Raw genomic sequence first — 24,632 nt, forward strand, 5'->3', positions numbered from 1 at the left:
CTATGACACAACTCCTTACACGACTGTTTTCTCTTGATTAAACTTCCTGACATCGACAAATCGGCCATGTATGGCAGCCATTGCAGCCATTGCCGGGCTGACAAGATGCGTTCTTGCACCCTTCCCTTGACGTCCCTCAAAGTTACGGTTTGATGTAGATGCACAGCGTTCACCTTCTGGCACCACATCGTTATTCATGCTGAGGCACATACTACAGCCAGATTCTCTCCATTCAAATCCTGCTTCTAGGAAAATTTTATGAAGACCTTCTTCTTCTGCTTGCAGTTTGACACTTTGTGAGCCAGGAACCACAATCGCTCTGACATGATCAGCTACTTTTTGTCCTTCAATCATAGAAGCGGCTTGGCGTAAATCAGTCATTCTTGAGTTCGTACATGAGCCAATAAACACATGCTCAATCGTAATATCTTCAATACGCTGATGCGGGTGAACCCCCATGTATTCATAAGCACGTTTTGCTTCTTTTTGGTCATCTTCTTGTGCAAAATCTTCAGGTCCTGGAATTGCTGCATCCACAGGGAGCACCATTCCTGGGTTAATTCCCCACGTGACCATTGGTGAAATATGATTTCCATCTAAAACAATGGTTTTATCATAGGTCGCACCCGGATCTGTTCTTAATTCTTTCCATTCTTTGATCGCTGCTTCGAAATCTTCACCCTGCGGTGCGTATTTGCGTCCGCGGCAATATTCAAAGGTCACTTCATCAGGTGCGATCAATCCTGCTCTTGCGCCTGCTTCAATTGACATATTACAAACGGTCATCCGCTCATCCATTGACATGTTTCTGAATACTTCCCCAGTGTATTCAATGACATAACCTGAACCGAACTTCACGCCATGTGCGCCAATGACTGCTAAAATGACATCTTTGGCTGTTACCCCTTTTTGAAGCGTTCCGTCTACTCTAATTTCTAGTGTCTTCGGACGCTGCTGCCAAAGTGTTTGTGTGGAAAGCACATGCTCAACCTCACTTGTGCCAATCCCAAAGGCAAGTGCACCAAATGCGCCATGAGTAGATGTATGACTATCTCCACACACGATTGTTTTCCCCGGAAGTGTTAAACCAAGCTCTGGTCCAACGACATGAACGATTCCTTGGTCTACACTGTGAAGGTCAGCTAGACGGACCCCGAATTCAGCACAGTTGCGCTCTAGAGCACTGACTTGCTTCTTCGCAATCTCATCTTTGATCACAAATCGATTCACAGTCGGAATGTTATGATCCATCGTCGCAAATGTGTTTTGTGGTCTTCGCACCTTGCGCCCTTTTTGTCTTAATCCTTCAAATGCTTGAGGTGACGTCACCTCATGCACCAAGTGCAGATCAATATATAAAAGGTCTGGTTTTCCCTCGCCATTTTTGACAACATGCTGATCCCATATTTTTTCGATGATTGTTCGAGGCATAACCCTTTTTCCTCCCTCTACCTAATTCAACAAGATTTCTATTTATACAATGGTTTTCGTCCGTTGTTTGAGTGCATCTACAACGGCTTTCGTGATATCATCAGTCGTTTGATAAGTCCCCTCTTTTGATACTAGGTCCTTTGTTCGTTTGCCAGAGGCAAGAACCGCTTCCACAGCTGCTTCAATTGCAGCCGCTTCGTCTTCTAAAGCAAAGGATGTTTTAAGCAAGCTGGCTGCTGACAATATAGTAGCCAGAGGGTTTGCGACATTTTGCCCCGCAATATCGGGTGCTGAACCATGAATCGGCTCATATAAATGAAGGCCGGTGCTTGATAAACTAGCAGATGGCAGCATGCCAAGTGAGCCAGTAATCATAGATGCTTCGTCACTTAAAATGTCACCAAACATATTCTCTGTCACGATGACATCAAATTGAGCGGGCTTATAAATAAGTTGCATCGCGGCATTATCGACGAGCATGTGCTCATATGCGACATCTGGATACTGGGATGCAACTTCTTCTACCGCATCCCGCCATAGTTTACTCGAAGCGAGAACATTCGCTTTATCCACAGACGTTACTTTTTTCCGTCTCGTTAACGCCATGTCGAACGCTTCTTTTAATACACGAACTATCTCTTCCTTTGTATAAAGAAGTGTATCAACCGCAGCTTCTTTTCCTTCATCATCCGTGTAGCGCTCACTTGGTTCGCCAAAGTAGAGGCCTCCAGTTAATTCACGAACGATGACAAAATCTACTCCGCTAATGTGATCTTGTTTTAACGGTGAAGCCTCACTCAAGCTATCAAATACTTTGACAGGGCGGATGTTCGCAAATAAGTCCAGCTGCTTGCGAATGGAGAGCAAGCCTTTTTCTGGGCGAAGTTCTGGCGGGTTTTGATCCCACTTTGGTCCGCCAACGGCTCCTAATAAAATCGCATCTGCGCTTTTGCACACTTCTACTGTTTCTTTAGGGAGCGGATTGTTTTTTTCATCTATCGCTATACCGCCAATGAGAGCTGTTTCGAATTCAAATTCGTGTTGAAATTGAGCCGCTGTCTCTTTCAGGACAGCGACGGCTGATGTGACGACTTCCGGTCCGATTCCATCGCCGGGCAAAAGTGCAATTTTCTTTTTCATGAGTCCCTTCCTCCTTTCTTATGAGATGGCGTGATGTTTCTCAATTTCTATTAGGTTTGATTTAAAGATTAAATGTCTATTCACTGCATTGACGTAAGCTTTAGCCGATGCTTCCAGCACATCTTGCGCTACACCGCGTCCTGCTGTTTCTTTTCCTTCTATTGAAACAGTGACATATACTTCCGCTAGTGCGTCTCTGCCTTTTCCATTGGATTGAATACGATAATCTAGCAAATGAATTCTTTCCTCCATACAGCGCTCAAGCGTGTTGTACACAGCTTCTACACTGCCTGCACCTGTAGCTGCTTCTTGAATGACTTCCTGCGTTTCTTGATTTTTAAGAGAGACTGTTGCTGTCGGCATTTGCTCTGTCCCATAGTGAACTTGAAGACTTTCAAATTCATAGCCAATTTTACGATCTGCTACTTTTTCTTCTAATATAATAGAGATCAAATCATCATCTGTGATTTCTTTCTTCTTCTCTGTTAAGTTCTTAAACGTTTCGAAGAACTTATTGATTTCTTCTTCAGTCAATTTAAAGCCGAGTGTTTTTAAGCGGTCTTTAAACGCGTGTCTTCCTGAGTGTTTACCAAGGACAAGCACATCTGTTGTGACGCCTACAAGCTCTGGAGAGATAATTTCATAGGTTGTTTTTTCTTTGAGGAATCCATCTTGGTGAATACCTGATTCATGGGCAAATGCATTGTTTCCAACGACTGCTTTATTACGCGGTACAATCATACCTGAGTATTTGCTCACTACATCACTTGTGCGCTTAATTTCATTCAACTGAATGGTTGATTCGACTTGGTAAAAGTCTTTGCGAATATGAAGGGCAACTGCAATTTCTTCTAAAGCAGCATTTCCTGCGCGCTCTCCAATACCGTTGACAGCTGTTTCAATTTGATCTGCTCCATTTTCAATGGCAGCAAGTGAGTTCGCTACAGCCATTCCTAAATCATCATGACAGTGTGCTGACAAGATGACTTGATCGATATTTGGAACGTGTTCCTTCATATATTTAAAGATATTTCCGTACTCTTTTGGTGCTAGGTATCCAACAGTGTCAGGTAAGTTAATGACACTTGCACCTGCGTCGATCACTTTTTCTACAATTTCTGCTAGGAAAGAAAGATCTGTCCGGCATGCATCTTCTGCTGACCACTGAACAACTGGGAAGCGCTCTTTCGCGTATTTCACCATTGAAACAGCTTGTTCAACCACTTCTTCACGTGTTTTCTTTAGTTTATGCTTGAGGTGAATGTCAGAAGTCGCAATAAAGACGTGTATTCTTGGTTGAGCTCCATCTTTTAATGCGTCCCATGCAGCATCAATGTCACCTTTCACACATCGTGCAAGTCCTGCAACTGAACAGTTCTTAATCGTTCTTGCAATTTCTTGTACGCCTAAGAAATCCCCTCGGGATGAAGCGGGAAAACCCGCTTCAATGATATTAACCCCAAGGCGCTCAAGCTGCTTAGCAATGATTAGCTTTTCTTGTGCATTTAAGTTCACTCCTGGTGATTGCTCTCCATCTCGAAGTGTTGTGTCAAAAAAATTAATTTTTCGCACCGACGCTCACCGCTTCCTTTTTCTTTCCTTGTTTAACGAAAGGCATCATTTCACGAAGCTTTCTTCCGACGATTTCAATTTGGTGCTCATTTTCATTTGCATTGATCGCATTGAAACGTGGACGATTCACTTGGTTTTCAACAATCCATTCTTTCGCGAATGTTCCGTTTTGGATGTCAGTCAAGACTGCTTTCATTGATTCTTTTACTTTTGCATCCACAACGCGTGGTCCTGATACGAAGTCACCCCACTGCGCTGTATCAGAGATGGAATATCTCATACCTTCTAATCCTTCTTCATACATAAGGTCAACGATCAATTTCAGTTCATGCAGACACTCGAAGTATGCAAGCTCCGGCTGATAACCAGCTTCTGTTAATGTTTCAAAACCTGCTTTTACTAATGAAGTAAGACCTCCACAAAGAACTGCCTGCTCACCGAATAGATCCGTTTCTGTTTCTTCTTTAAATGTTGTTTCAAGAACGCCCGCTCTTGCTCCGCCGATTGCTTTTGCATAAGCAAGTGCTTTGTCTTTCGCTTGACCTGATACATCTTGATAGATAGCAAATAGTGCAGGTACACCAGCGCCTTGCTCATATGTTCTTCTTACAAGATGTCCTGGACCTTTTGGAGCCACAAGATACACATCTACGTCACTTGGCGGAACAATTTGATGGAAGTGAACGTTGAATCCGTGTGCGAATACAAGTGAATTCCCTGCTTCTAATTGATCTTTGATTTCTTCATCATATACTTTCTTTTGCTGCTCATCTGGAAGTAATACCATGACGACATCTGCTTGTGCTGCTGCTTCTTTTACTGTGAATACTTGATGACCGTCTTCTTGTGCTTTTGTATAAGATCCGCCTTTTCTTACGCCGACAATGACATCTACGCCGCTCTCTTTTAAGTTCAATGCATGTGCATGACCTTGTGATCCGTAACCAATGATAGCTACCTTTTGACCGTTTAATACGTTTTCTTGAATATCACCGTTATAATATACTTTTACCATTTGACTCTCTCCTTTTGTTTAGACAATTGAAATTGTTTTATTTGTTTGCGGCTTTTGCTGATTATCTCTCGCAAAGGCCGTGGTGCCAGTTCTGGCGACTTCTTTAATGCCGTATGGCTTAAGTAATTCAATGAGTGCTTCAATTTTTGAAGACTCACCTGTCACCTGAATGACGACACTTTCTCTGCTCACATCTACAATAGAAGCCCTAAAAGGTTCAATGACCCCCGTGATCTCCATTCTAGATGCTGGTGCAGATACGACTTTTATCAAAGCCAGCTCTCGCTGAACGATTGATTGGTTTGTAATATCCGTTACTTTGAGGACATCGATTTGTTTGTTCAGCTGTTTTGTCAGCTGTTCGATGTCTTTCTCCTGGTCTACATGGACGACGAACGTGATGCGTGATACATCTTGAATCTCAGAATGGCCGACCGTAATGCTTTCAATATTGTAGTGTCTTTTGGTAAAAAGGCCTGTGATTCTGTTCAGTACGCCTGATCGATTTAATACAGTCAACACAATAATTCTTTTCAAGGTTTCACCCCCACCATCTCATGAAGTCCTTTCCCCGGTGCTACCATCGGGAATACTTTCTCATCTCTCGCTACATTGACATCGATGAAAACAGGCTCTCTAGACGTTAATGCTTCTTCTAGCTTTTCTTGCGCCTCTTCGTCTGATGAGATTCTGATCCCTTTAATGCCATAAGCTTCAGATAATTTCACGAAGTCTGGCTGCTCTGAAAATTTAGAATGCGAGTAGCGTTCTTCGTAAAAAATTTCTTGCCATTGTCTTACCATTCCAAGACTGTGATTATTGAGAACAATCACTTTCACTGGAAGGTTCAGCTCACGGATAACGGCAAGTTCTTGCAGGGTCATTTGGAAACCTCCGTCTCCTAAAATCGCTACAACCGTTGCCTCTTGATCAGCTAGCTGCGCGCCAATCGCTGCCGGTAAACCAAATCCCATTGTGCCAAGCCCACCAGATGTCACCCATTTATCGGCATTTTCGAATGGATAGAACTGTGCAGCCCACATTTGGTGCTGTCCGACATCAGTTGCCACAATGGCTTCACCTTTTGTAAATTGATGAATGTATTCGATCAGCTTTTGAGGCTTAAAGCCTTCAGCTTCGTTTTCGACATACCAGAGTGGATATTCTTCCTTCCACTGATTTAGCTGGCTCTTCCACTCGTCTGATTCACCTTGTTTCCCGTCCTGCTTGATCAGTTCTTGAAGCACTAGCTTACTGTCACCAACAACTGGGATATGGGTGTGAATGTTTTTACCAATTTCCGCTGGGTCGATGTCAATGTGAGCAACCTTCGCATGCTTTGCAAAATGATTGAGGTTGCCGGTTACCCTGTCATCAAATCTCGCTCCGATTGAAATGAGTAAGTCACATTGATGTAGTGCCATGTTCGCTGCATATGTGCCGTGCATACCCGCCATTCCTAGGAAAAGAGGATGCTTTGCTGGGAATCCACCAAGCCCAAGCAATGTATGAGCGACAGGGATTTGCTGCTGCTCTACATATTGCCTTAATTCTTCCGACGCTTTGCCGTGAAGAACGCCAGCTCCTGCTAGAATAACTGGTTTCTTTGCTCTGCTTACAGCTTCTACTAACTTGCGAATTTGCAAATAATTCGGCTCAATTTTCGGCTGATAACCAGGCAAGTCGATTGGCTGATCGTATTCAAATGTCCCTTCAATGCCAGCGACATCTTTTGGAATATCAATCAAGACTGGACCAGGTCTGCCGGTTGTTGCGATGTGAAATGCCTCTTTAATGACACCCGGTAACTCTTCTGGACGTCTCACTTGATAGCTGTGTTTTGTGATTGGCATTGTGATACCAAGTACATCTGCTTCTTGGAAAGCATCTGATCCAATGACTGAGGTTGCCACCTGTCCAGTGAAGATAACCATAGGTAGTGAATCAATCATCGCATCCGCAATTCCTGTGACTAGGTTTGTTGCCCCCGGTCCTGATGTGGCAATAACAACGCCTGGTTTACCAGATACTCTTGCGTATCCCTCCGCTGCGTGAATCGCTCCTTGCTCATGTCTTGGCAGGACATGAAATAAACCAGAATCGTAAATTTTATCGTAGATCGGTAAAACGGCTCCGCCAGGATAACCAAAAATGACTTCTACTTTTTCTCTTTTGAGTGCTTCAATTAACATGAGTGCACCGTTCATCGTTTGTGGTGCATTTGATTTTTCCGTCTCCATTTGTACATTTGTCCCCATTTGATTTCCTCCTCTTTGTCTTGCTTCAGTCAAGTCCTTTCACCCTTTTCCATTCAAGATAGAGATATGAGACCATATAAAAAAGCCTTCTCACCCCACAATGACACTACTTTTCACTAGGTCAAAGGGGCGAAAAAGCTTTGTTTTTCGCGGTACCACCCTTGTTCACGGCAAATCATGCTGCCGTCTCATGGACATCTTTCATCCATTTTGGTAACGAGTGATGCAATGTCACTCGGTCTGCCCTACTATCATTTCAAGCAGACACTCAGAGGTGAGTTCACTTTAGAAAGTAACACCGGTTTCCAGCTAGCACCGGCTCTCTGTAGATACTGACTCTAAAGCTACTAGTCCTCTTCAACGTTTATCGATATCTATTTAGCTTGCGTGAATGTTTTCATCGGTAAAGACTACTTTTTCTCCTTCTTCAACGACTCGCTTGCGGAATTGTTCAAGAAGTTTGTTTGTGTGGAACCCTGGTTTTCCTTCGCCAATGATACGGCCATCAACTTTTACAACAGCGATGACTTCGGCAGCGGTTCCTGTCAGGAAGACTTCTTCAGCTGTATACACATCATGTCTTGTGAAAGGTTCTTCTTTCACTTCGTAGCCTATGTCTTCTGCGATTTCCATGATGGCATTTCTTGTGATGCCTTCAAGAGCGCCGATATAACCTGGCGGTGTATAGAGCTTACCTTTTTTATAAATAAACACATTGTCTGCAGAACCTTCTGCCACGTACCCTTGATCGTTCAGCATCAGCGCTTCACTCACACCGGCCATATGGGCTTCGATTCGGACAAGGATGTTATTCAAATAGTTTAATGATTTCACTTTTGGACTTAGTACGTCAGGACGATTTCGCCTTGTCGGTACTGTCACAATATCAATACCTGTTTCATATAGGTGCTTTGGAAAGATGGCCAGCGGCTCTACAATGATCACTGTGTTGGCTCTCCCACAGTTGTTTGGATCTAAGCCAAGATCACCGGCTCCTCTTGAGACAACAAGGCGGATATAGGCATCTTTTAGGCCGTTCCTTTCAACTGTATGAATCATTTTTTCAGTGAGCTCCTCAAGTGAATATGGAATGTTCAGCATAATCGATCTAGCGGAATCATACAGGCGGTCTAAATGTTCTTTCATTCGAAAGATATTTCCGTTATATACACGTATTCCTTCGAACACACCGTCACCATATAAGAAGCCATGATCATAAACTGAAATTTTCGCATCCTCTTTTTTCACGAGTTCATCGTTTAAAAAGATCCACTGTTCCTTTTGGTCTTCCATCTTCAGTGAGCACCCTCTCTTTCAAACAAAAAGTAGTTGAATTTTCAGACACTTTATATTGAAGTGTCTTACGCTTACTCTGCGTGTCTGTTTGCTTTTGTTGAACCCATCTTACGCCGCTTTCCATACAGTGTCAACAGCATTTTTAAAATTATTAGACAATTTAGACTAATCAAAATAAAATGTATACGCTTACACCTTTGCTAGACAAGGAATGAAAAAACTTAAAATTTTTTGTATTTTTTCTTCAATTTATTTACTCTACATGAACGGTTTTCTTTTGAACAAGCTTTTGTGATATTTTTTCACACGGTTTTTGAAGAATATTGTGAGATTTCATTGCGTTTGTTTTTACCTTCAGCATGCCTTTCTAAAGCGTTTTCCTATGAATTTGTGATAGAATGAGAGCATCTAATAGAAGGAGGGCAATACATGGCTAACATCAGAGGTTATATCGGAACGTATACAAAAGGAGACAGCAAAGGAATCTATTCTTTTACTTTAAATACGGACAAGCAGCAGATTGAACAAGTAGAAGTGGCTGCAGAACTTGAAAATCCTACATATTTAACTGTCTCAGATTCTCAAAAGTTTGTGTATGCTGTTGTGAAAGAAGGAGCACAAGGCGGTCTTGCTGCGTATCAAATTGATGCCGACACCGGCGCACTTCGTTTCATCAACCAAGAGCTTGCCGATGGGGCTTCTCCTTGTCACGTCAGCGTGGACAGCCAAACGAAAACGGCGTTTACAGCAAACTATCATAAAGGAACAGCAGAGATGTATGAAATCGATGCTGAAAACGGCTCAGTGATCCGCACGCTGTCACAGGCACAGCATGAAGGTACTGGACCAAACGAAGACCGTCAAGAAAAACCGCACACTCACTTTATGGGTTTGACACCTGATGAACAATTTGCAGTAGCTGTTGACCTTGGCACAGACGGAATTTATACGTATAAGAAAGAAAACGGCAAACTTGAGCTTGCCCATACATTTGAAACAAAACCAGGCAGCGGCCCTCGTCATATTACATTCCACCCAACGAAGCCTGTGGCCTATGTGATGACAGAGCTCAGCTCAGAGGTCATTGTACTTCGTTACTTTGAAGATGGTCATTTCGAAGAGATCCAAACAATCGCAACCATTCCTAATGACTTCACAGAGAATAATCAAGGCAGCGCCATTCATGTGTCTTCTGACGGTCACTTTGTGTATGCAGGAAATCGTGGACATGACAGCATTGCTATTTTCAAAGCAGATCATGACGGCAAACTAAGCCTCGTTGAAATTGCTTCATCTGAAGGAAATTGGCCTAGAGACTTTGTCCTTGATCCAACAGAAGAATTTCTCGTCGGCTCAAACCAAGAATCTAGCAACCTTGTGTTATACAAACGTGACAAAGAAACCGGTCGACTCACTGTCTTACAATCAGACATCACCGTTCCGCATCCGGTTTGTGTGAAATTTTTAGGATAATGAAAAAAGCCTCCGTTTAGGCGGCAATAGATTGTTGACAAATGGCTAAAATGAACTTTATTTTAGCCCTTTGTCTTTTTTTCAGCGTAGTTGAAAACCCTTGAAGTCTAGGAAGAACGAGCACCGAAGCGCAGGACTGACAAAGAATGCGAGGGTTTGTCTACACGCTGAAGCCTCCGTTTAGGAGGCTTTTCTTTAAGCAGACGGCATACCGCCATCTTCAAGCTTTTGATCAATGAAAGACGTATCGCTTTTTTCACCGAACCATTTTCCCAGCCTGTCTTTTGCTTTTCCTTTGACATCGTCATCAATGTACATTGCGACTTGAAGCAGAGCAAATGTGATGGCGCCTAGATCATCTGTGTAGCCGATCCCCACCAATGTATCAGGGATCAGGTCAATCGGAAGGATAAAGTACCCTAGCGCCCCAATGATGAGGGTTTTCGCTTTAACCGGTACTTCGGGTTTTTGCAATGTATAATAAAGTAATAACACAGCATAGACAAGAGAAACTCCAGCTTTTTGTGCCGTCTTTTTTAACTTTTCCCAAAAGGCATGATCATTAAAATGCTTCTTTGAACGCTTTAATAGTTCTTTTTTCTCAGAACGATTCATCGTATCGCCTCCATATTCAGCATAGCCCTTCCACCTTATTTATACAAGAAATCCACTCATTCGACAAACAAAAAGCAGCAGAAAGCTGCTGCAATCTACTGCTCTTTGTAAAACTTTTCGATCGCCTTATCGATGTATACCCATCCTTTATACGACACATGAATCGTATCCTTAAAGAAATATGGATCATACTCATGCGAAGTCAAATCTGCGACTTCATACCCGTTATCTCGAATTTGACGATTAATTTTTTGATAATAATCTGTACGCCCCTCTTTCGGAAAACCAGTGTAATCATACCATTTTCCGTTGACAGGAATCGTCACGAATAAAGGCTTCGCCCCTGCCTGTTTTAAAATATCCAGCATGATCTGGAAATCTTTATATTCAGGTGATGCTGCATAAGAATTGTCACGACGAGAATCCTTCATCTTTTTCATGATCGGCTTCAGCTTACGATCAAACAGTCTCTGATCAATATAAAACGGGTTGTCCCCTGCTTTTTCAGATCCTAAGACGCTCGCTTCTTTTTCAAGCTCAGTCCATGTTTTCCCTTTTACTGAAGGAGACGGACGATGCTTGCGCTCATGCCCAGACCCGATCGTATAGTACATGTCTTTCTTTTGAAGCATGCCATAATACATTTTTGCAATAGGAGAAATCGCGCCATAAGCGAATTTGTTCCCAGAAAGCTCTGCTTTAAAAAGCTCTGTGATGACCATGTCGTTCTTTACTGCCTTAAACTTCATGATTCTTTTGATGAGCTTTTTTTTCACAGCTGGATCAATTTCTTTATTATAAGCAAGATCAAGCGCCTGAAGCGCTGAATAGTTAGGAGCAAAGTGATTCTCGTCTGATCCCCCTTTGACAAACCACTGCGGGGACACGATAAACACAAGCTTTTTCCCTTTTAATTCATCCATATGCGCTGCAAAGTTCATGGCATGAATTAATGATTGCGATCCACCTTTTCCAATAAGATAAGGTGTAAACCCTTGAGGATTCTCATGAAAGAAATTCGAAGGGTGATATGGATCAAAACGTGAGAGTTCAGAAGATCCATAGATCGGCAAATAAGTTGGATCTTTTAGCATTTCATCTTGTAAATAAAGCCCTTGGAACATCCCTGGATCTAATTCTGTGGCTGACTTTTGTAATTTGTCTTTTGGGATCAGATGTGAGAGCCATGCATTTGGTACAAGAAGAACACCAATGAATAGAACAGCCGCTAAAATAAGCGGCCCAAAAAAACGCTTTTTCATTACTTCATCTCTGCCAGCTGCTCAGCAATGTGATTCGGTGTATCCCACACATCACGATCAAACTCTGTAATCGGAACAGTAATTCCAAGTTGACTTTCAATTGCCATGAGCAATTCAACTGTACCAAATGAATCTAGAAGACCTTCGTCAAAAATTGCAATCTCTGGATTTTCTTTCACAACGTCGTCCTGACAAACCTCTGCAATAATACCGTATACTTGATTTTTAAATTCCATAATTTTCTACTCCCTTAATCATTAATGATGAAATGGTTTTCCTGAAAAAATATAAAATCCAAAACAAATCACATGGAATGTAATAATGATCGACACAACCATTGTGACCTTATTATCCGGCCACCACTTGTGCTTTTTATTCCATTTCTCAAATAAATTGTAACCGGACATCACAACTGCATGGTATAGTCCGTAAATAATGTATTGAAGGGCGAGACCATGCCATGCACCCATCAATAGAAAGAGGACAAAGTACCCAATATTTGATACAGCCATTCGGTTCTTGATCCACTTCTTCTTTGTCATAAAGAACACAAATCTCATAAACACATAATCTCTGAACCAGAAGGATAGCGACATGTGCCAGCGATTCCAGAAGTCTTTAATATTCCGGCTGATAAACGGTTTATTAAAGTTTTCTGGTGATTTAATACCCATGATATAACTCACACCAACAGCGAACGCTGTATAACCAGCAAAGTCAAAGAACAAATACATACTGTACGCATACATATACGTTAACTGTTGAACAAAGTGACTGCTACTAATGTGATGAATATTCATGAGAATATATGTGTGAATGAGATAACCAATAATGAACTTATATAAGAACCCAATAAAAATTTTATGAATCCCTGCATATAGAAGGTCACTGTACGCTTCTTTTTCAGGCGGTGTATCCATATCCTTTTCAAACCGGCGATAACGATCGATTGGACCTGATGAAATCGTCGGGAAAAAGACGATGAAATAGACCAAACGGTGAATCGGGATTTTCTTTTTAATCAAGCCGTCTCTTGTCTCGATAACTAACTGAACACCTTTAAATGTTAAGTACGAGATCCCCAAAAAGCTCAGCCAGTTCATTGGCGGCGGTTGATGCGGCTGATGAGTTAAAAAGAACGGTAAAACCTTTGATAGTACAAGCGGCAAAATCGATGCAACCACTGCCATATAGAAGACAGACGCCTTGTTCGCCTTCAGCCGGTACGCAAGGTATAGGCGGATGATCAAGACTTGCCACACTGTAAACAAGAACAGCAACAAAGCGCCATGTGCATCCTTTGAGAAAATAAGCGCCAGCGCCACAACCGTTGCAAACATGTTGTAGCCATGCATTCTTTTGCCCCGTAGACCAAGAATCATCGTCGGCAGAAGAAGAATACCAATTAGAATGAAGAAAAAGAATGAACTAAACGGAATCATAGAAGAACCTCTTTCGCGATTCTTTTACGGTCAACCTTCCCGTTTGGCGTCATGTACAGCTGCTCCAGATAGACAAACTTTCTTGGAATCATGTACGCAGGAAGTGAATCCGCCATTTCTTTCTTAATCGCACTTGTCAGCTGATATTCTTTTTCAAAGGAATGCTCAGTTGGGACAATGGCTGCAATCAAGTACTCCACATGACCGTTTGGCTGGAATGGCACAATCACACAAGCATTGACATACGTTGTCTCGCTCACATGATATTCAATTTCTTCAAGCTCCATTCGGTATCCATGCAGCTTAATTTGATAGTCCAGACGGCCGTGGCACGTAATCAAACCATCCTGCGCCACACCTGCGTCACCTGTGCGGTAAGCAGGGCGTCCTTCGTATTCAAAGAACACTTTATCCGTTAAGGCTTGTTCACCTAAGTAGCCTCTCGTGACGCTTGGCCCCACGATGACAATTTCCCCTTTTTCCCCATCAGGGAGTGTCTTGCCTTCTTCATCTAAAATGACGATAACTGTATCCGGTTTGGCATAACCCACTGGTAAAGAATCGTGCTGATCAAGAATCTCCTGCGTGACTTCAATCGATGTAATCGCAACAGTTGCTTCAGTCGGACCATACGTATTAAAGACCTGCGCCTTAGGAAAACGCTCAAGAAGCGCACTTGCTACAGAGACAGGAAGTGCCTCTCCGCAGAACAAGAAAACTTTCAACTCTGGTAAAAGCTCCCCTGTAAAGGAAGGATCCATTAAGCACATTTGCACAAAGGAAGGTGTTGATGTCCACACTTCAACGCCAGATTGACCAAGTGCTGCAAACATATCCTTCGGTTTATTCACAAGATCTTTCACTAAACAGTACAGCGTGCCGCCTGATTGAAGCGCTGGATAGAGATCCATGACTGATAAGTCAAAAGAAAACGGCGCTTGATTTAAGAACGTGCGCCCCTCGCCGATTGGGAAGTCGCTGCACATCCATCCTGTAAAGCTTTCTAAATTGCTGGCTGTTACCTGAACGCCTTTCGGTTTTCCGGTACTGCCAGACGTATAAATAATGTAGAAAACATCATCTTGTTGAACCCACTGCGTGGATGGCGGTGCTTCTTTTTCAAGCGATAACAGCGATGCCGCACTCTTTACTTCAATGTGTTCTTCTACATCTAATACATTCTGCTCATTTGCACAAATCAATAGACTCGCTTTTGAGCTTTCAATAATTGAGACGATACGTTCAGCAGGTATTGAGATGTCGACCGGAATATAGGGTCTGCCTGATTTCACAGTGCCTAAGAAAGAAATCAGCATCTCTGGCTCCATATGACCGTATACAATGACAGGTGCACTGTCAGTTGCGACTGCATCGATCGCACCAGCCATTTGGTCTGATAGACGCCAAAGCTCATCATATGTGATCGAAGCATGTTGAGAAACAAATGCTGGCTGTGTCGGTTTCGTTTGTTGGTATTCATGAATCGTGTGTAATAGTTTCATAGTTTAATCTCCAATTAAAAATCGTTGTAAATGAATGATCCCGTATTTGCTGTATGGAATCCGTAAATAAAGAACAATAATAGCAAAATAAGTAAGTAAAAGCTTGTATATCCTATCCATTTTACAGACTTATTTTCTGATAGCTTTTTGAATAGCATATTGATAACCTCTTTTCTTTTGACACTTATAAAGACGCATGGATCATCAAAAGAGTTTCATATCAAAACATAAAAATTTTAAGAATTGATGAAAAAAAGATGTCCAAAGTATGAACGTGTCTTCGGGCAAAGCTGTCTTATTGTAACAAAGATTTAATGTAATTGAAATGAAATGGAAGCTTAAATTTGCCTTAAAATTGGTGAAAACTGTCGAACAAACGCAAAAGCCACCTAGTTTGACTAGATGGCTTTTATATCAATTACTTCTTATATTTATTGACCTCGAACATTAGAATGTTGTTGAATACCACATAGTCTTTTTTACTTTCAAAAGGACCTTTGTTGTTGTCATGCTCATCAATTTCATAAAACCCTGGTCCTTCTCCGGCATCACGCTTTTTGCCAGGATGGAAAGGTCAAATTACTTCAGCAGTGTGTTGACCAATCTAGTATTTAGAGCTTTAGCACTCACTACTTTTTTCCTATTCATTACATTTTTTTATATTGTTAAAATAAACATACTTATTTGAGAAGGGAGTGAACCTTTCTGGGCAAGATACTTGATGCAAAAGCACTAACCAGTGCCATGGATACAAGGGCAAAACACTATCAGGAACTCCGCGAACAAATGATAGATTTAAAAAAGGCACTTCAAGGTGTTGCCAATCTCGGTGACGACTTCACTGGAAAAGGTGCCGATAACATTAAAAGCTTCTACAAAGAACTCGCCGGAAATGTGGACATGTTTATTAGCTTCATTGATAAACAAAAGGCCTTTCATGAAGGTGTTTCTGGGACACTTGATGATACAAATTTTGGCGGCGACACCTTTGTAGAAGAACACTTTTTAGACAACGCTGTACATATGGGAATCAAGAATGCCAAAAGCATCGTGAAGGATCAAAAAAAGGCGCTCAAAACGATTTTTCAAGATATTGATGACCTCATTTCTCTGGAGGTATTTGATAGTAAAACCTTTGACGAAAAGATTGCAGATGCGGAAGATGAACGGAAGAAAACGGTTAAAGATTTAATAGAACTTGATCAAAATCTAAAAGATGAATATGCTTTGTCAGAGACTGAGGAGAAGGCTACAATGGCATTGTACGCAGAAATGATCAATGCGACAAATGACGGAAAAGCCATTTCGCCTATGAATTTTGACAAGAAATCGTATCAAAATAGCGAAATCTACAAGGCAAAAAGCGATATTGAGAAGCAAACTTCTGAATATCTAAAAATCAAAAAAGATCAAGAAGAAGCCCGCAAGATCGCAAAGGAACAAGAAGCGCTCGCCAACCGTCCGTGGTATGAAAAAGCTCTTGATTACGGAGGAAATATCGTCAATGAACTGACAGGCGTGAACGATGCAAAACGTGCCGCAACAGGCGTTGATCCGATCACAGGTGAAGAACTCACCGCAGGACAGCGAGTCGCCGCAGGCGGCATGGCAGCAGCAGGCTACATCCCGATTGTCGGCTGGGCAGGACGTATTTTCAAAGGCGGAAAAGCCGTCTATAAAACGACTCAAGCCACGTCCGCCGCAGTCAGAGCAGTCGACATTTACAAGACATCACAGAAGTCTTTCGATGCGTTGAAAACATCACAAAAAGGCTTATATGGCCTCACCACCACCAACGGTTTCAGCGAAGCGATCACAGGCCGAGACATGTTTGGAAACAAGATTTCGAAAGAACAGCAGGAAGCGAGTATGAACGCAGCGCTTGGAATGCTTTTGCCGTTTGGACTAAATGGTGTAAATAATAAATTAAAGAATAAAGCAACACTAGACGTACAGAAAAACTTAAATAAAAACCATCATGAATCTAGAAAAGCTAGTTTAAAAGAAATTAAACGCCAATTAAATATACCAAGAACACAAAACCCTGAAAGTCAAAAGATGGTGCCCTTAACAGATAAAAATGGAAAAAGAATATTAAATGAAAAAAACCAACCCATCCTTACGAGAGAGCTTACGTATGAAGTTAATGGTAAAAAGATTGTTATTCAGGATCATTCAAATGGTCACGATTTTGGAGAAGGAGGCATCGGAAACCAACCTTCACACCACAATGTAAGACCTGAACATAACACCCGCAATGGTAAAGTCGAAGGTGTAGAAGACCATTATTATTTTGAAAGAAGAAACAATAAATAACTCAGACGAGGAGTATCCAAATGATTAGAGAAGAAAAATTTATGAACCCACAAGCGATGACTCAAATTTTCGGGAGGATCCCCCATTTTAAAAATGCAGAAATCATGAATGTTGATTTAAACAGAGATGGTCCTACCCTATTTATAAGACTAATGACAAAAGACTCCGTGAAGAATAAACCTAAACGTTGGGGGAATTTTGATGTTGTCTACGTTGAATTATCATTCATTGGTGTAACGGATTTAAAAATTAATCATTTAGGAAATAATAATATAATTGATCATTTTGAAATTAACACAACAGAGAATGAAGGATTTCTAAAAATAAATTGCAAGAATCAAATGCAAATCGAAACCATATTTGATTGGGCAAGGGTTGAACAAATTTCTCCGGGGCTAATTGGTTCTTAAGATAACTTGCGTTTTCATAAACACCAAATATTAAATCCACTTTAAAGTTGATTTTAGCCTGACCATCCTGTTGGACTCGAGTCATAAAAGATCGCTAAAATACTTTGTTAAACAATAGGAAAAAAATAAAAAAGCCAGAAACTTTGATTCATCAATGTTTTTGGCTTTTTAACAGTTTCAAATCATCATACGTCCCAGTAGAGATTCGAACTCCCGATCGACGGCCTAGAAGGCCGTTGCTCTATCCTGCTGAGCTACTTTATATATCCGCTATTCGTTCACGTTTAAATAGACTATAATTAGATTCGTTTCGAAAAAGTCAATTCTTTTCATGCTGTGTGGATGAACCGACTATAGGTTTACCCCCTTCATCTCCCCAGTGAAAATGTAGGAATATCCCCCATATCCTTTATGTAAAGAAAGAGAGATGTAGTGGACAGAAGTTTACCGATTGTCAGTTTGTGAATGAGAGTGGTTTCTGTATCAAACCAAAACACCAACATACCCAATACCACAACTTGGCATGTATGCAACCATAAAAGACATCCAATTAATTTGGATGCCTTCCTATAACTATTTTACTTGTTCTTGTAGCACGTCTTTCAGCAATTCAATAGCACTTTCTTCACCTAGGTCATTTGTTCCCAGTTCACCTCGGAATGCTTTAGAGAGGATAGATTGCTTTAGTGCTTCAATATTCTCTTCTACTAGAATCATTTCTTTTTGTTTGCTTTCTAGTTCTCGATAATTATTAAGCCAGCTTGTAATTTCCATAACTTCTTCCTGCGAAGGCAAAGGAATCGGTAAAGAAGCCAGTTTTTGTGAGTTAATATTAGCTTGTCCAACCTGTTGGGTAACCATTGATAGAAGTATTTTACGTCCTACATGGCTATTAATATAATGAGAAACATAACTAGCTAAAAAATCTTTATAAAACAATCGAACTCTGATTAGATAAGATGCAAATGTAAATCTCTCTGAGACATCTTCTGTTATTACAGACGTTTTACCAACTAATTCATAACTATTCGTCCTATTAAATAATAAATCATTAGTTTGTAAATCATATTTTAAAACATCTTCATGATTGTTCGGGAGATACTTCAAGTTATTTAGTTCAAGATAACCATCAACAATATTCCCCATTCTTAATACTGGTGTTCCAGTTACGTCATCATTTGTTTTAGCAGATGTGCCATATGTGGATGCTTCAATTAGATCATTTAAGCGCACCCACTTCCATTCTCTTGGCAATTCATATAGCTTTTCTAAAATACTTGAGTCTAATTGGTCTTTATACTTTGTTTTTGTTCCTTCTTTTAATAAATTTATTTGTTCAATCCATTCATTAGCCGTAGTTATATCGGCATTTTCCCCTCTCCACTTCCTAGTCAATTCCCCACGAAACGCCTTATCCAAAATAGCCGCTCGACGAAGTTCAAACGTTTCCTTCGCTTCTTCAATCAACTGCTTTGCTTTTTCAATTTTACTTAAAAGCCGCTCCACTTTGTCAGCAATTCGTTTTTGTTCATTTAAAGGGGGTATTATTACAGGATAATTTTCTACTTCTTTTGGTCTTGCTCGGGTTAGAGATCCCCCCACTCCCGATACATTTGAAGTAAGTAGCTTTCTAAAATAAGGTGACTTCAAAAGATACAATAAATAATTTGGATAAATTATAATATTTTCACTAATAACAATCCATTCTGTCGAAGCTAATTGACGAAATTTCCGTTTTTCATTACATACTTTCCAAACCCTATTTATACGAGGATTAATTTTACATAATAAAACATCATTGTTATTCACCAGCTGTTTACTCGATCCAATCTCTTTGCCTTTTATAATTTCAGGAGACCTTTCAGGATAACTGGGAACACTATATAATTCAAAAATTTCTTCATTAAATTTACTTGGAACAATGGTTCGCTTTTTATCCTTGTTTATCCCTTTTAATTTTATCCATCTCCAATTTGTGGGCACTTCGTACGGTTGCTCTTCCTCTGGCACTAGAACTTCTTCCAACAATTCATCAACAGTCTTTTTTCTCTTACTCACTTTTTTACCACCTCATCCTCTTCAACAGCACGTAACTCCTCAACCACTTCATTTAATAAATTCATTGCCTGCTGAAGTTTTGCAATTGCTTCTTCTGCTGATTCAATTGGATCTGGTAAGTTGTCATAGGAAGATAATGATTCATCTGCAATCAAACCGATATCTAAACTATCCCCTTTTTTTGCAATGTCCTCTCTTGTAAACACATTCCAACGTTCATCCTCTACTTTAGAGCGATCTTCTGCTACATATGCTTTCATAAAGTTTTCAAAATGAGCCATTGTTAGCTGATTACGTTTTCCGAATGACGTCATATTGGTGCGGAGATCATATACCCAAACATCCTTTGTATTATCTTGGTCTGTTGTTCCTCTTGTGAAAAATAAGACGTTTGTTTTCACACCTTGAGCATAGAAAATCCCCGTTGGTAAGCGTAAGATTGTATGCAGATTGCATTTATTCATTAAATCGCGTCGAATCTGTGCACCAACCCCGCTTTCAAACAAGACATTATCAGGTAATACAACTGCTGCCCGTGCATGACCATCGTCTTTTAAAGCGTTATAAATTAACTGTAGAAAATTCAGCTGTTTATTGGAAGTTGCAAACGTCAGGTCATCACGGGAGACACTCTCTCCACCTTTTTTCGTCCCAAATGGTGGATTGGTTAAAATGACATCAAAGTTTTTCATCCATTTTCCATTACTAGATAACGAATCCCCTTGTTCCAGTCGCCCTTCGATATCATGAAGTAATGCATTCATTAAAGCAAGACGATGAGTCCCTGTGACGAGTTCCATTCCAGTAAACGCTTCTTTCTTTTGGAAAACGCCCAGTTGTGGATCTAAATCATAATAGTTATCTGTCTTATTTTTCAAATACTGGTCTGCCGCAATCATAAAACCAAATGTACCAGCTGCAGGGTCATTACATCTTTCTCCAGGTTTAGGGTCAATCAGTTGTACCATTACATCAATTAATACACGCGGTGTAAAGTATTGACCAGCACCTGATTTTGTTTCGCTTGCGTTTTTTTCTAACAAGCCTTCATATAAATTACCTAAACCTTCTTCTTTTGCGTTGTACCAATCAAGGCCATCAATGCTCTTCAGAATTTTCTCTAGGTTCTTGGGTTCAGTAATACTAGTAGCAGCATCACTGTAGATTAGACGCAGCCGCTCATTTTCACTGCTTCCTAATTCAAGTAACAATCGCTGATAAAATGTTTTGAGTTCTACCCCTTCTTTTTCTAGCAAATCATCCCATCTATATCCTTCGGGTATTACATTTTCTGTTTGCTGTTCTTTCATCATTTTTAAAAATAAAATATAGGTTAACTCCGTGACATATTGTTGATATGTAATACCATCATCACGAAGCACATTGCATAAATTCCATAATTTTTGAACGATTTCTTGGTTATTCATCTTTTTTCCTCCTGAAAAGCTTCTAATCTATTAAATCACATTTGATGATTTTTAGTTGAAAGCGAACCTTTTCATTATAACCCAAAAAAGTGCCTCAATGAAGAGGCACAGTCGTTAGCTGATATAAAGGTTCTCATTGATCGTATTCACAATTTGATCAATTTCATCACCGAACTCACGTTTCAGTAATTTGTAGCCACCAGACGTTCTAAAAGGTTCTTCCGAGAATGCCTCTTCTGCGGTAGGCGCAAGAACAGGCACTTGAAGTAATTGCTTTTCTATTCTCTCTAACCACTTCTTTTGCCTTGGCGTCCAATCATGCAGTGAATACACTTTGTGCATTGCCTGTTTAATACGTGCTTCATGGTCAATGAGTGCTTCACCTAATGCAGCTTGGCGAATAAAACTAATAATATCTGCTGCAATGTCCTCATTTTTTGTCTGTTTCCAAGCGGTTTGTAAATGAGATTGCTTAAAGCCTTTTGTTTCTAAAATCGTCATAAGTTCTCGCAAATCTTGTCTCGTTAGATCTTTTGGTCGTGTACAGATCAGATGCAAAGCGGGAATTTCATTGATATTTTCTTTGATAAATCGAACAAAACCATCCAGATAATCTTCTGGTCGCTTGTTCCCTTCACCATACCCACGAATGACGTCTGTTACTTCATCTTCCTTATCAGATATATAGCGTTTTTCACGTGTTACTTGGTACGTTTCCATGTATTCAAATAGAATATTATGCTGTGTGGCTTCTTGCGGTGAGTATGTTTGAATTTCTTTCACCCATTCATCCACATGTTTCCCATTTGATAATTCTTCAAACTTTTCCATACCTTCTTCGTCAAATCTTTGTTTGCGACGTTGGATTTTTGCTACTAATTGATCACGATAAAACGAAGCTTCCTCATCAGTCGTTGCATTTACAAGAGAATCATACAACTCACCGATACGAAAGTTTTGTTTCTTCACAACTGGTTTCATTTCTGTATAATGTTGCAACTTGTCATATATACCAACAGCGTCGTAGATGTTAAAGTGTGTTTTCCCAATCTCTGGGCAAAGACGAGTCGCACGGCCAAGCATTTGATCATAGAGAATACGAGATTGTATTCTTCTTAAAAACACCAAATTTGTGATCGGCGGCACGTCAATACCTGTTGTGAGCAAATCAACTGTAACAACGACATTAGGTAGTCGCTCATTTTTAAACCGTGTAATGGCATCTAATGGCTTGTAGATATATCCAGTAATTTTCATAATCGCATCATCTTCAATTTCATCGCCACGTTCTTTAAAGGCTTCTTTTAACAAGCGAACAACAAGATCTGCGTGTTGATCAGTAGCTGCAAAGATGAGCGTTTTTTCTTTCCCTGCAGGGTCAATATAATCAACTAATTTATTTAGAACTGCACGGTTAAACGGTTCTGTAATGACTTTTTTATTAAACTGCTCCACTTCAAAGTGCACAGTATCTTCTACTTTTTCTAGTTGAATCTCCCCTTTATCAACATCATATACTTCTACTTCCTCATCTTTTTCAAAGGTGATGCCCACTTGTGAAAGTTCTGTTTTAAACAAATAAGGAGGCTCGTGGTCCACTAGATATCCATCCAACACTGCTTCGCTATATGAATATTTGAAAATTGGCATACCGAAAATGTCTGTTGTATGTAGAGCAGGTGTTGCGGTAAGTCCTAAACATGCCGCATCAAAATAATCGATAACGCGCCGATATTGACTAATATAATCATTCTGATCACGGAATTCTAATTCTTCCTCTGTCATTTCTCTATCACTTGTATAGCCTCGGTGCGCCTCATCTACAATGATGAAATCATATTGCCCGACGCTTGGAAGCTTTTCGCTATCGTTATAAAAAAGTCTGCGAACCATTCCCTGCACGGTTGCAATCTGCACCTTCGTTTCAACTTCCGGTGTGAGATCTCCTAATGACTTCACATCATATATATCAGCAAACGAGTAACCTTCAATTTTCGTATCTTTCAGTGAATCCTCTGTTTGTTTACCGAGTGAATTACGATCGACAAGAAAAAGAATGCGGCGACACTTTTTAGACTTAATTAAGCGATACATAAGCGCAATAGCGGTACGAGTTTTCCCAGTTCCTGTAGCCATTGCAATAAGCATTCTTCTGTTTCCTTCTTTTAACGACTTTTCTGTAGCCAGAACCGCATTCTGCTGATAGTGACGCAATCCAAACTTCGTTATATCCTCTTCTTCTAGACGCTTATCCGCATCCTTATCATCTTGGCTAAGAAGAAGCTGTAAATCTTCAGGTGAATGCCATCCTTCAAGCGGACGTGCATGTTCAAATGGTTTGCGTGAATCCCAGAACCAAATGCCCGATTCCTCTTGAAGCTGTCTTAAATAAGGGCGACCATTTGTTGCATATAAGAATGGGACTTGATAATCACCAGTTGTTGGTGTAATCTGTTCATCTTCTACTTGCATGACATTTTTCGCGTACACTTTTGTTTGACTATCTAATGCCCCAGGAATCGTTTTCTTTTCTGCTTTTGCTTCAATGAAACCAACAAGCTTGAGTCCAATAAACAATGCATAATCAACCCAGCCGCCATCGACCTTCCACTCAGCAATGGCCATATGTTTGTTTTTCTCTGGTAGCGTCCTGTTTTTTTTATAGTTTAGTAAATTCGTGTCTACTTCCCATCCAGCACCACGTAACTTCTGATCAATGATGATACGTGTTTCATCTTCAGTCAGTTGCTGCCTACGCATGAAGTTTTTGGACGCTTTTCTACGTTTCATTTTCTCATCTGCTTGCTCTAATTCAGCTTGAAGGCGAATTGTCTCTAATTCCTCTTCAAGCTGTCTCACTTTCACTTCATACTCTTGTTGGAGCTGTCGTGTATCTATTCCTGTTTGTTTATTTGGCTCTATGTACTCTGGAGCTTGAAAATTCCAATCACCGTATACCTCCATAAACCAAGTCGACAAACGAAAAGCCAAATGCAATAAAGATTTCGCTTCTTCTGTTTTTTGATAACCCGCTTCGTGCATAGCCACATTCCCTTTACGACGAAGCGTTTCAACGATATCTATTAACTCTGGTTCAAGTATTCCTTCTCGACGTAATATATTGATGCGCTCTACTTGTTTCGTGCCATATGCTTCCTTAATATTTTCAGCGGCTAGAATAAATTTTGTCAATGTTTCGGCAAATAAACGTAGTTTCATTACTGTTGTATGTGGGTCATGATATACATTTTTCTCAGCTGTTTCTCCTAAATTGGAAAGTACTGCCCACTTTCCTTGAAAAAATGAAAAATTGCTATTCATCATTATCACCGTTTCCCAAAAGGTTTTATATGTTTATTATACTATATTTATACAAAAATTAGGTAGTCTTAATCCACAACTGACAAAGTTAAGT

The 24,632-nt window shown here is 40.5% G+C and carries 19 protein-coding genes, 1 pseudogene and 1 other annotated feature; of the genes and pseudogenes, 3 read left to right on the forward strand and 17 right to left on the reverse strand.

The window, feature by feature from the left end; translation table 11 throughout:
- Window positions 1–15: 15 nt before the first annotated feature.
- The 7 genes from leuC to ilvE all read right to left on the reverse strand — a co-directional run bounded on the left by leuC (window position 16) and on the right by ilvE (window position 8,709).
- Window positions 16–1,431 (reverse strand): 3-isopropylmalate dehydratase large subunit, encoded by a 1,416-nt coding sequence (leuC, locus tag M2353_RS13055; protein ID WP_041090960.1) that lies wholly within the window; start codon window positions 1,429–1,431, stop codon window positions 16–18.
- A gap of 42 nt (window positions 1,432–1,473) precedes the next feature.
- On the reverse strand, window positions 1,474–2,571 hold the full coding sequence (leuB, locus tag M2353_RS13060) for a 3-isopropylmalate dehydrogenase (RefSeq protein WP_284725544.1): 1,098 nt from the start codon (window positions 2,569–2,571) through the stop codon (window positions 1,474–1,476).
- Between the two features lie 18 nt (window positions 2,572–2,589).
- Entirely contained in the window at window positions 2,590–4,143 is a 1,554-nt protein-coding gene (locus M2353_RS13065) for a 2-isopropylmalate synthase (RefSeq protein WP_008342850.1), read from the reverse strand.
- Window positions 4,130–5,158: a ketol-acid reductoisomerase gene (gene ilvC / locus M2353_RS13070; RefSeq protein ID WP_007501581.1), complete on the reverse strand. Its 1,029-nt coding sequence runs from the start codon at window positions 5,156–5,158 to the stop codon at window positions 4,130–4,132. Before ilvC ends, M2353_RS13065 begins: the two co-directional genes overlap by 14 nt.
- An 18-nt stretch (window positions 5,159–5,176) precedes the next feature.
- A complete protein-coding gene (gene ilvN, locus M2353_RS13075; protein ID WP_007501584.1) occupies window positions 5,177–5,695 on the reverse strand; it encodes an acetolactate synthase small subunit in 519 nt (172 codons plus the stop codon).
- A complete protein-coding gene (gene ilvB / locus M2353_RS13080) occupies window positions 5,692–7,416 on the reverse strand; it encodes an acetolactate synthase large subunit (RefSeq protein ID WP_008342854.1) in 1,725 nt (574 codons plus the stop codon). Before ilvB ends, ilvN begins: the two co-directional genes overlap by 4 nt.
- A 122-nt stretch (window positions 7,417–7,538) precedes the next feature.
- Window positions 7,539–7,786 (reverse strand) — a binding site (T-box leader).
- An 8-nt stretch (window positions 7,787–7,794) separates the two neighbouring features.
- Window positions 7,795–8,709 carry a branched-chain-amino-acid transaminase gene (ilvE, locus tag M2353_RS13085; RefSeq protein WP_284725545.1) on the reverse strand — a complete coding sequence of 305 codons (915 nt, stop codon included), beginning with the start codon at window positions 8,707–8,709 and terminating at the stop codon, window positions 7,795–7,797.
- Window positions 8,710–9,141: 432 nt separating this feature from the next.
- On the opposite strand from ilvE, the gene M2353_RS13090 reads away from it, so the two are divergent.
- Window positions 9,142–10,185 (forward strand): lactonase family protein, encoded by a 1,044-nt coding sequence (locus M2353_RS13090; RefSeq protein WP_216894796.1) that lies wholly within the window; start codon window positions 9,142–9,144, stop codon window positions 10,183–10,185.
- A gap of 195 nt (window positions 10,186–10,380) precedes the next feature.
- Here M2353_RS13090 and M2353_RS13095 read toward each other — a convergent pair whose 3' ends face one another.
- The 7 genes and pseudogenes from M2353_RS13095 to M2353_RS13125 all read right to left on the reverse strand — a co-directional run.
- On the reverse strand, window positions 10,381–10,800 hold the full coding sequence (locus M2353_RS13095; RefSeq protein WP_008342863.1) for a YkvA family protein: 420 nt from the start codon (window positions 10,798–10,800) through the stop codon (window positions 10,381–10,383).
- Between the two features lie 95 nt (window positions 10,801–10,895).
- Window positions 10,896–12,062: a D-alanyl-lipoteichoic acid biosynthesis protein DltD gene (dltD, locus tag M2353_RS13100; protein ID WP_284725546.1), complete on the reverse strand. Its 1,167-nt coding sequence runs from the start codon at window positions 12,060–12,062 to the stop codon at window positions 10,896–10,898.
- Entirely contained in the window at window positions 12,062–12,298 is a 237-nt protein-coding gene (gene dltC, locus M2353_RS13105; protein WP_003216498.1) for a D-alanine--poly(phosphoribitol) ligase subunit 2, read from the reverse strand. Before dltC ends, dltD begins: the two co-directional genes overlap by 1 nt.
- 21 nt (window positions 12,299–12,319) lie before the next feature.
- Window positions 12,320–13,504, reverse strand: a complete 1,185-nt coding sequence (gene dltB, locus M2353_RS13110) for a D-alanyl-lipoteichoic acid biosynthesis protein DltB (RefSeq protein ID WP_284725547.1) — start codon at window positions 13,502–13,504, stop codon at window positions 12,320–12,322.
- Entirely contained in the window at window positions 13,501–15,006 is a 1,506-nt protein-coding gene (gene dltA, locus M2353_RS13115) for a D-alanine--poly(phosphoribitol) ligase subunit DltA (protein WP_284725548.1), read from the reverse strand. The genes dltB and dltA overlap by 4 nt, the downstream gene beginning before the upstream one ends.
- A 14-nt stretch (window positions 15,007–15,020) precedes the next feature.
- Entirely contained in the window at window positions 15,021–15,170 is a 150-nt protein-coding gene (locus M2353_RS13120; RefSeq protein WP_024427820.1) for a teichoic acid D-Ala incorporation-associated protein DltX, read from the reverse strand.
- 254 nt (window positions 15,171–15,424) lie between these two features.
- Window positions 15,425–15,565 (reverse strand): annotated as a pseudogene (locus M2353_RS13125) (Kelch repeat-containing protein); the annotation flags it as partial.
- Window positions 15,566–15,711: 146 nt separating this feature from the next.
- Here M2353_RS13125 and M2353_RS13130 point away from each other — a divergent pair.
- Both M2353_RS13130 and M2353_RS13135 read left to right on the forward strand, forming a co-directional pair.
- Window positions 15,712–17,322, forward strand: coding sequence for a T7SS effector LXG polymorphic toxin (locus tag M2353_RS13130; RefSeq protein WP_284726006.1), 1,611 nt, complete (start codon window positions 15,712–15,714; stop codon window positions 17,320–17,322).
- Window positions 17,323–17,342: 20 nt separating this feature from the next.
- Window positions 17,343–17,732 (forward strand): immunity 50 family protein, encoded by a 390-nt coding sequence (locus M2353_RS13135; RefSeq protein ID WP_061419829.1) that lies wholly within the window; start codon window positions 17,343–17,345, stop codon window positions 17,730–17,732.
- Between the two features lie 573 nt (window positions 17,733–18,305).
- On the opposite strand, the gene M2353_RS13140 is transcribed toward M2353_RS13135, so the two are convergent.
- The 3 genes from M2353_RS13140 to hsdR form a co-directional block, all read right to left on the reverse strand.
- Window positions 18,306–19,790, reverse strand: a complete 1,485-nt coding sequence (locus M2353_RS13140; protein ID WP_284725549.1) for a restriction endonuclease subunit S — start codon at window positions 19,788–19,790, stop codon at window positions 18,306–18,308.
- Window positions 19,787–21,217 carry a class I SAM-dependent DNA methyltransferase gene (locus tag M2353_RS13145; RefSeq protein ID WP_284725550.1) on the reverse strand — a complete coding sequence of 477 codons (1,431 nt, stop codon included), beginning with the start codon at window positions 21,215–21,217 and terminating at the stop codon, window positions 19,787–19,789. Before M2353_RS13145 ends, M2353_RS13140 begins: the two co-directional genes overlap by 4 nt.
- A 114-nt stretch (window positions 21,218–21,331) precedes the next feature.
- Entirely contained in the window at window positions 21,332–24,538 is a 3,207-nt protein-coding gene (gene hsdR / locus M2353_RS13150) for a type I restriction-modification system endonuclease (protein WP_284725551.1), read from the reverse strand.
- Window positions 24,539–24,632 lie beyond the last annotated feature (94 nt).

Source organism: Bacillus aerius (genome assembly GCF_029894105.1).
Lineage (GTDB): Bacteria > Bacillota > Bacilli > Bacillales > Bacillaceae > Bacillus > Bacillus altitudinis.

Bases quoted from the DNA above. Each gene is read 5' to 3' on its own strand.
- leuC (WP_041090960.1), bottom strand. From the start codon at position 1,431: ATGCCTCGAACAATCATCGAAAAAATATGGGATCAGCATGTTGTCAAA.
- leuB (WP_284725544.1), bottom strand. From the start codon at position 2,571: ATGAAAAAGAAAATTGCACTTTTGCCCGGCGATGGAATCGGACCGGAA.
- ilvC (WP_007501581.1), bottom strand. From the start codon at position 5,158: ATGGTAAAAGTATATTATAACGGTGATATTCAAGAAAACGTATTAAAC.
- ilvB (WP_008342854.1), bottom strand. From the start codon at position 7,416: ATGGGGACAAATGTACAAATGGAGACGGAAAAATCAAATGCACCACAA.
- ilvE (WP_284725545.1), bottom strand. From the start codon at position 8,709: ATGGAAGACCAAAAGGAACAGTGGATCTTTTTAAACGATGAACTCGTG.
- M2353_RS13090 (WP_216894796.1), top strand. From the start codon at position 9,142: ATGGCTAACATCAGAGGTTATATCGGAACGTATACAAAAGGAGACAGC.
- M2353_RS13095 (WP_008342863.1), bottom strand. From the start codon at position 10,800: ATGAATCGTTCTGAGAAAAAAGAACTATTAAAGCGTTCAAAGAAGCAT.
- dltD (WP_284725546.1), bottom strand. From the start codon at position 12,062: ATGAAAAAGCGTTTTTTTGGGCCGCTTATTTTAGCGGCTGTTCTATTC.
- dltC (WP_003216498.1), bottom strand. From the start codon at position 12,298: ATGGAATTTAAAAATCAAGTATACGGTATTATTGCAGAGGTTTGTCAG.
- dltB (WP_284725547.1), bottom strand. From the start codon at position 13,504: ATGATTCCGTTTAGTTCATTCTTTTTCTTCATTCTAATTGGTATTCTT.
- dltA (WP_284725548.1), bottom strand. From the start codon at position 15,006: ATGAAACTATTACACACGATTCATGAATACCAACAAACGAAACCGACA.
- M2353_RS13135 (WP_061419829.1), top strand. From the start codon at position 17,343: ATGATTAGAGAAGAAAAATTTATGAACCCACAAGCGATGACTCAAATT.
- M2353_RS13145 (WP_284725550.1), bottom strand. From the start codon at position 21,217: ATGAATAACCAAGAAATCGTTCAAAAATTATGGAATTTATGCAATGTG.
- hsdR (WP_284725551.1), bottom strand. From the start codon at position 24,538: ATGAATAGCAATTTTTCATTTTTTCAAGGAAAGTGGGCAGTACTTTCC.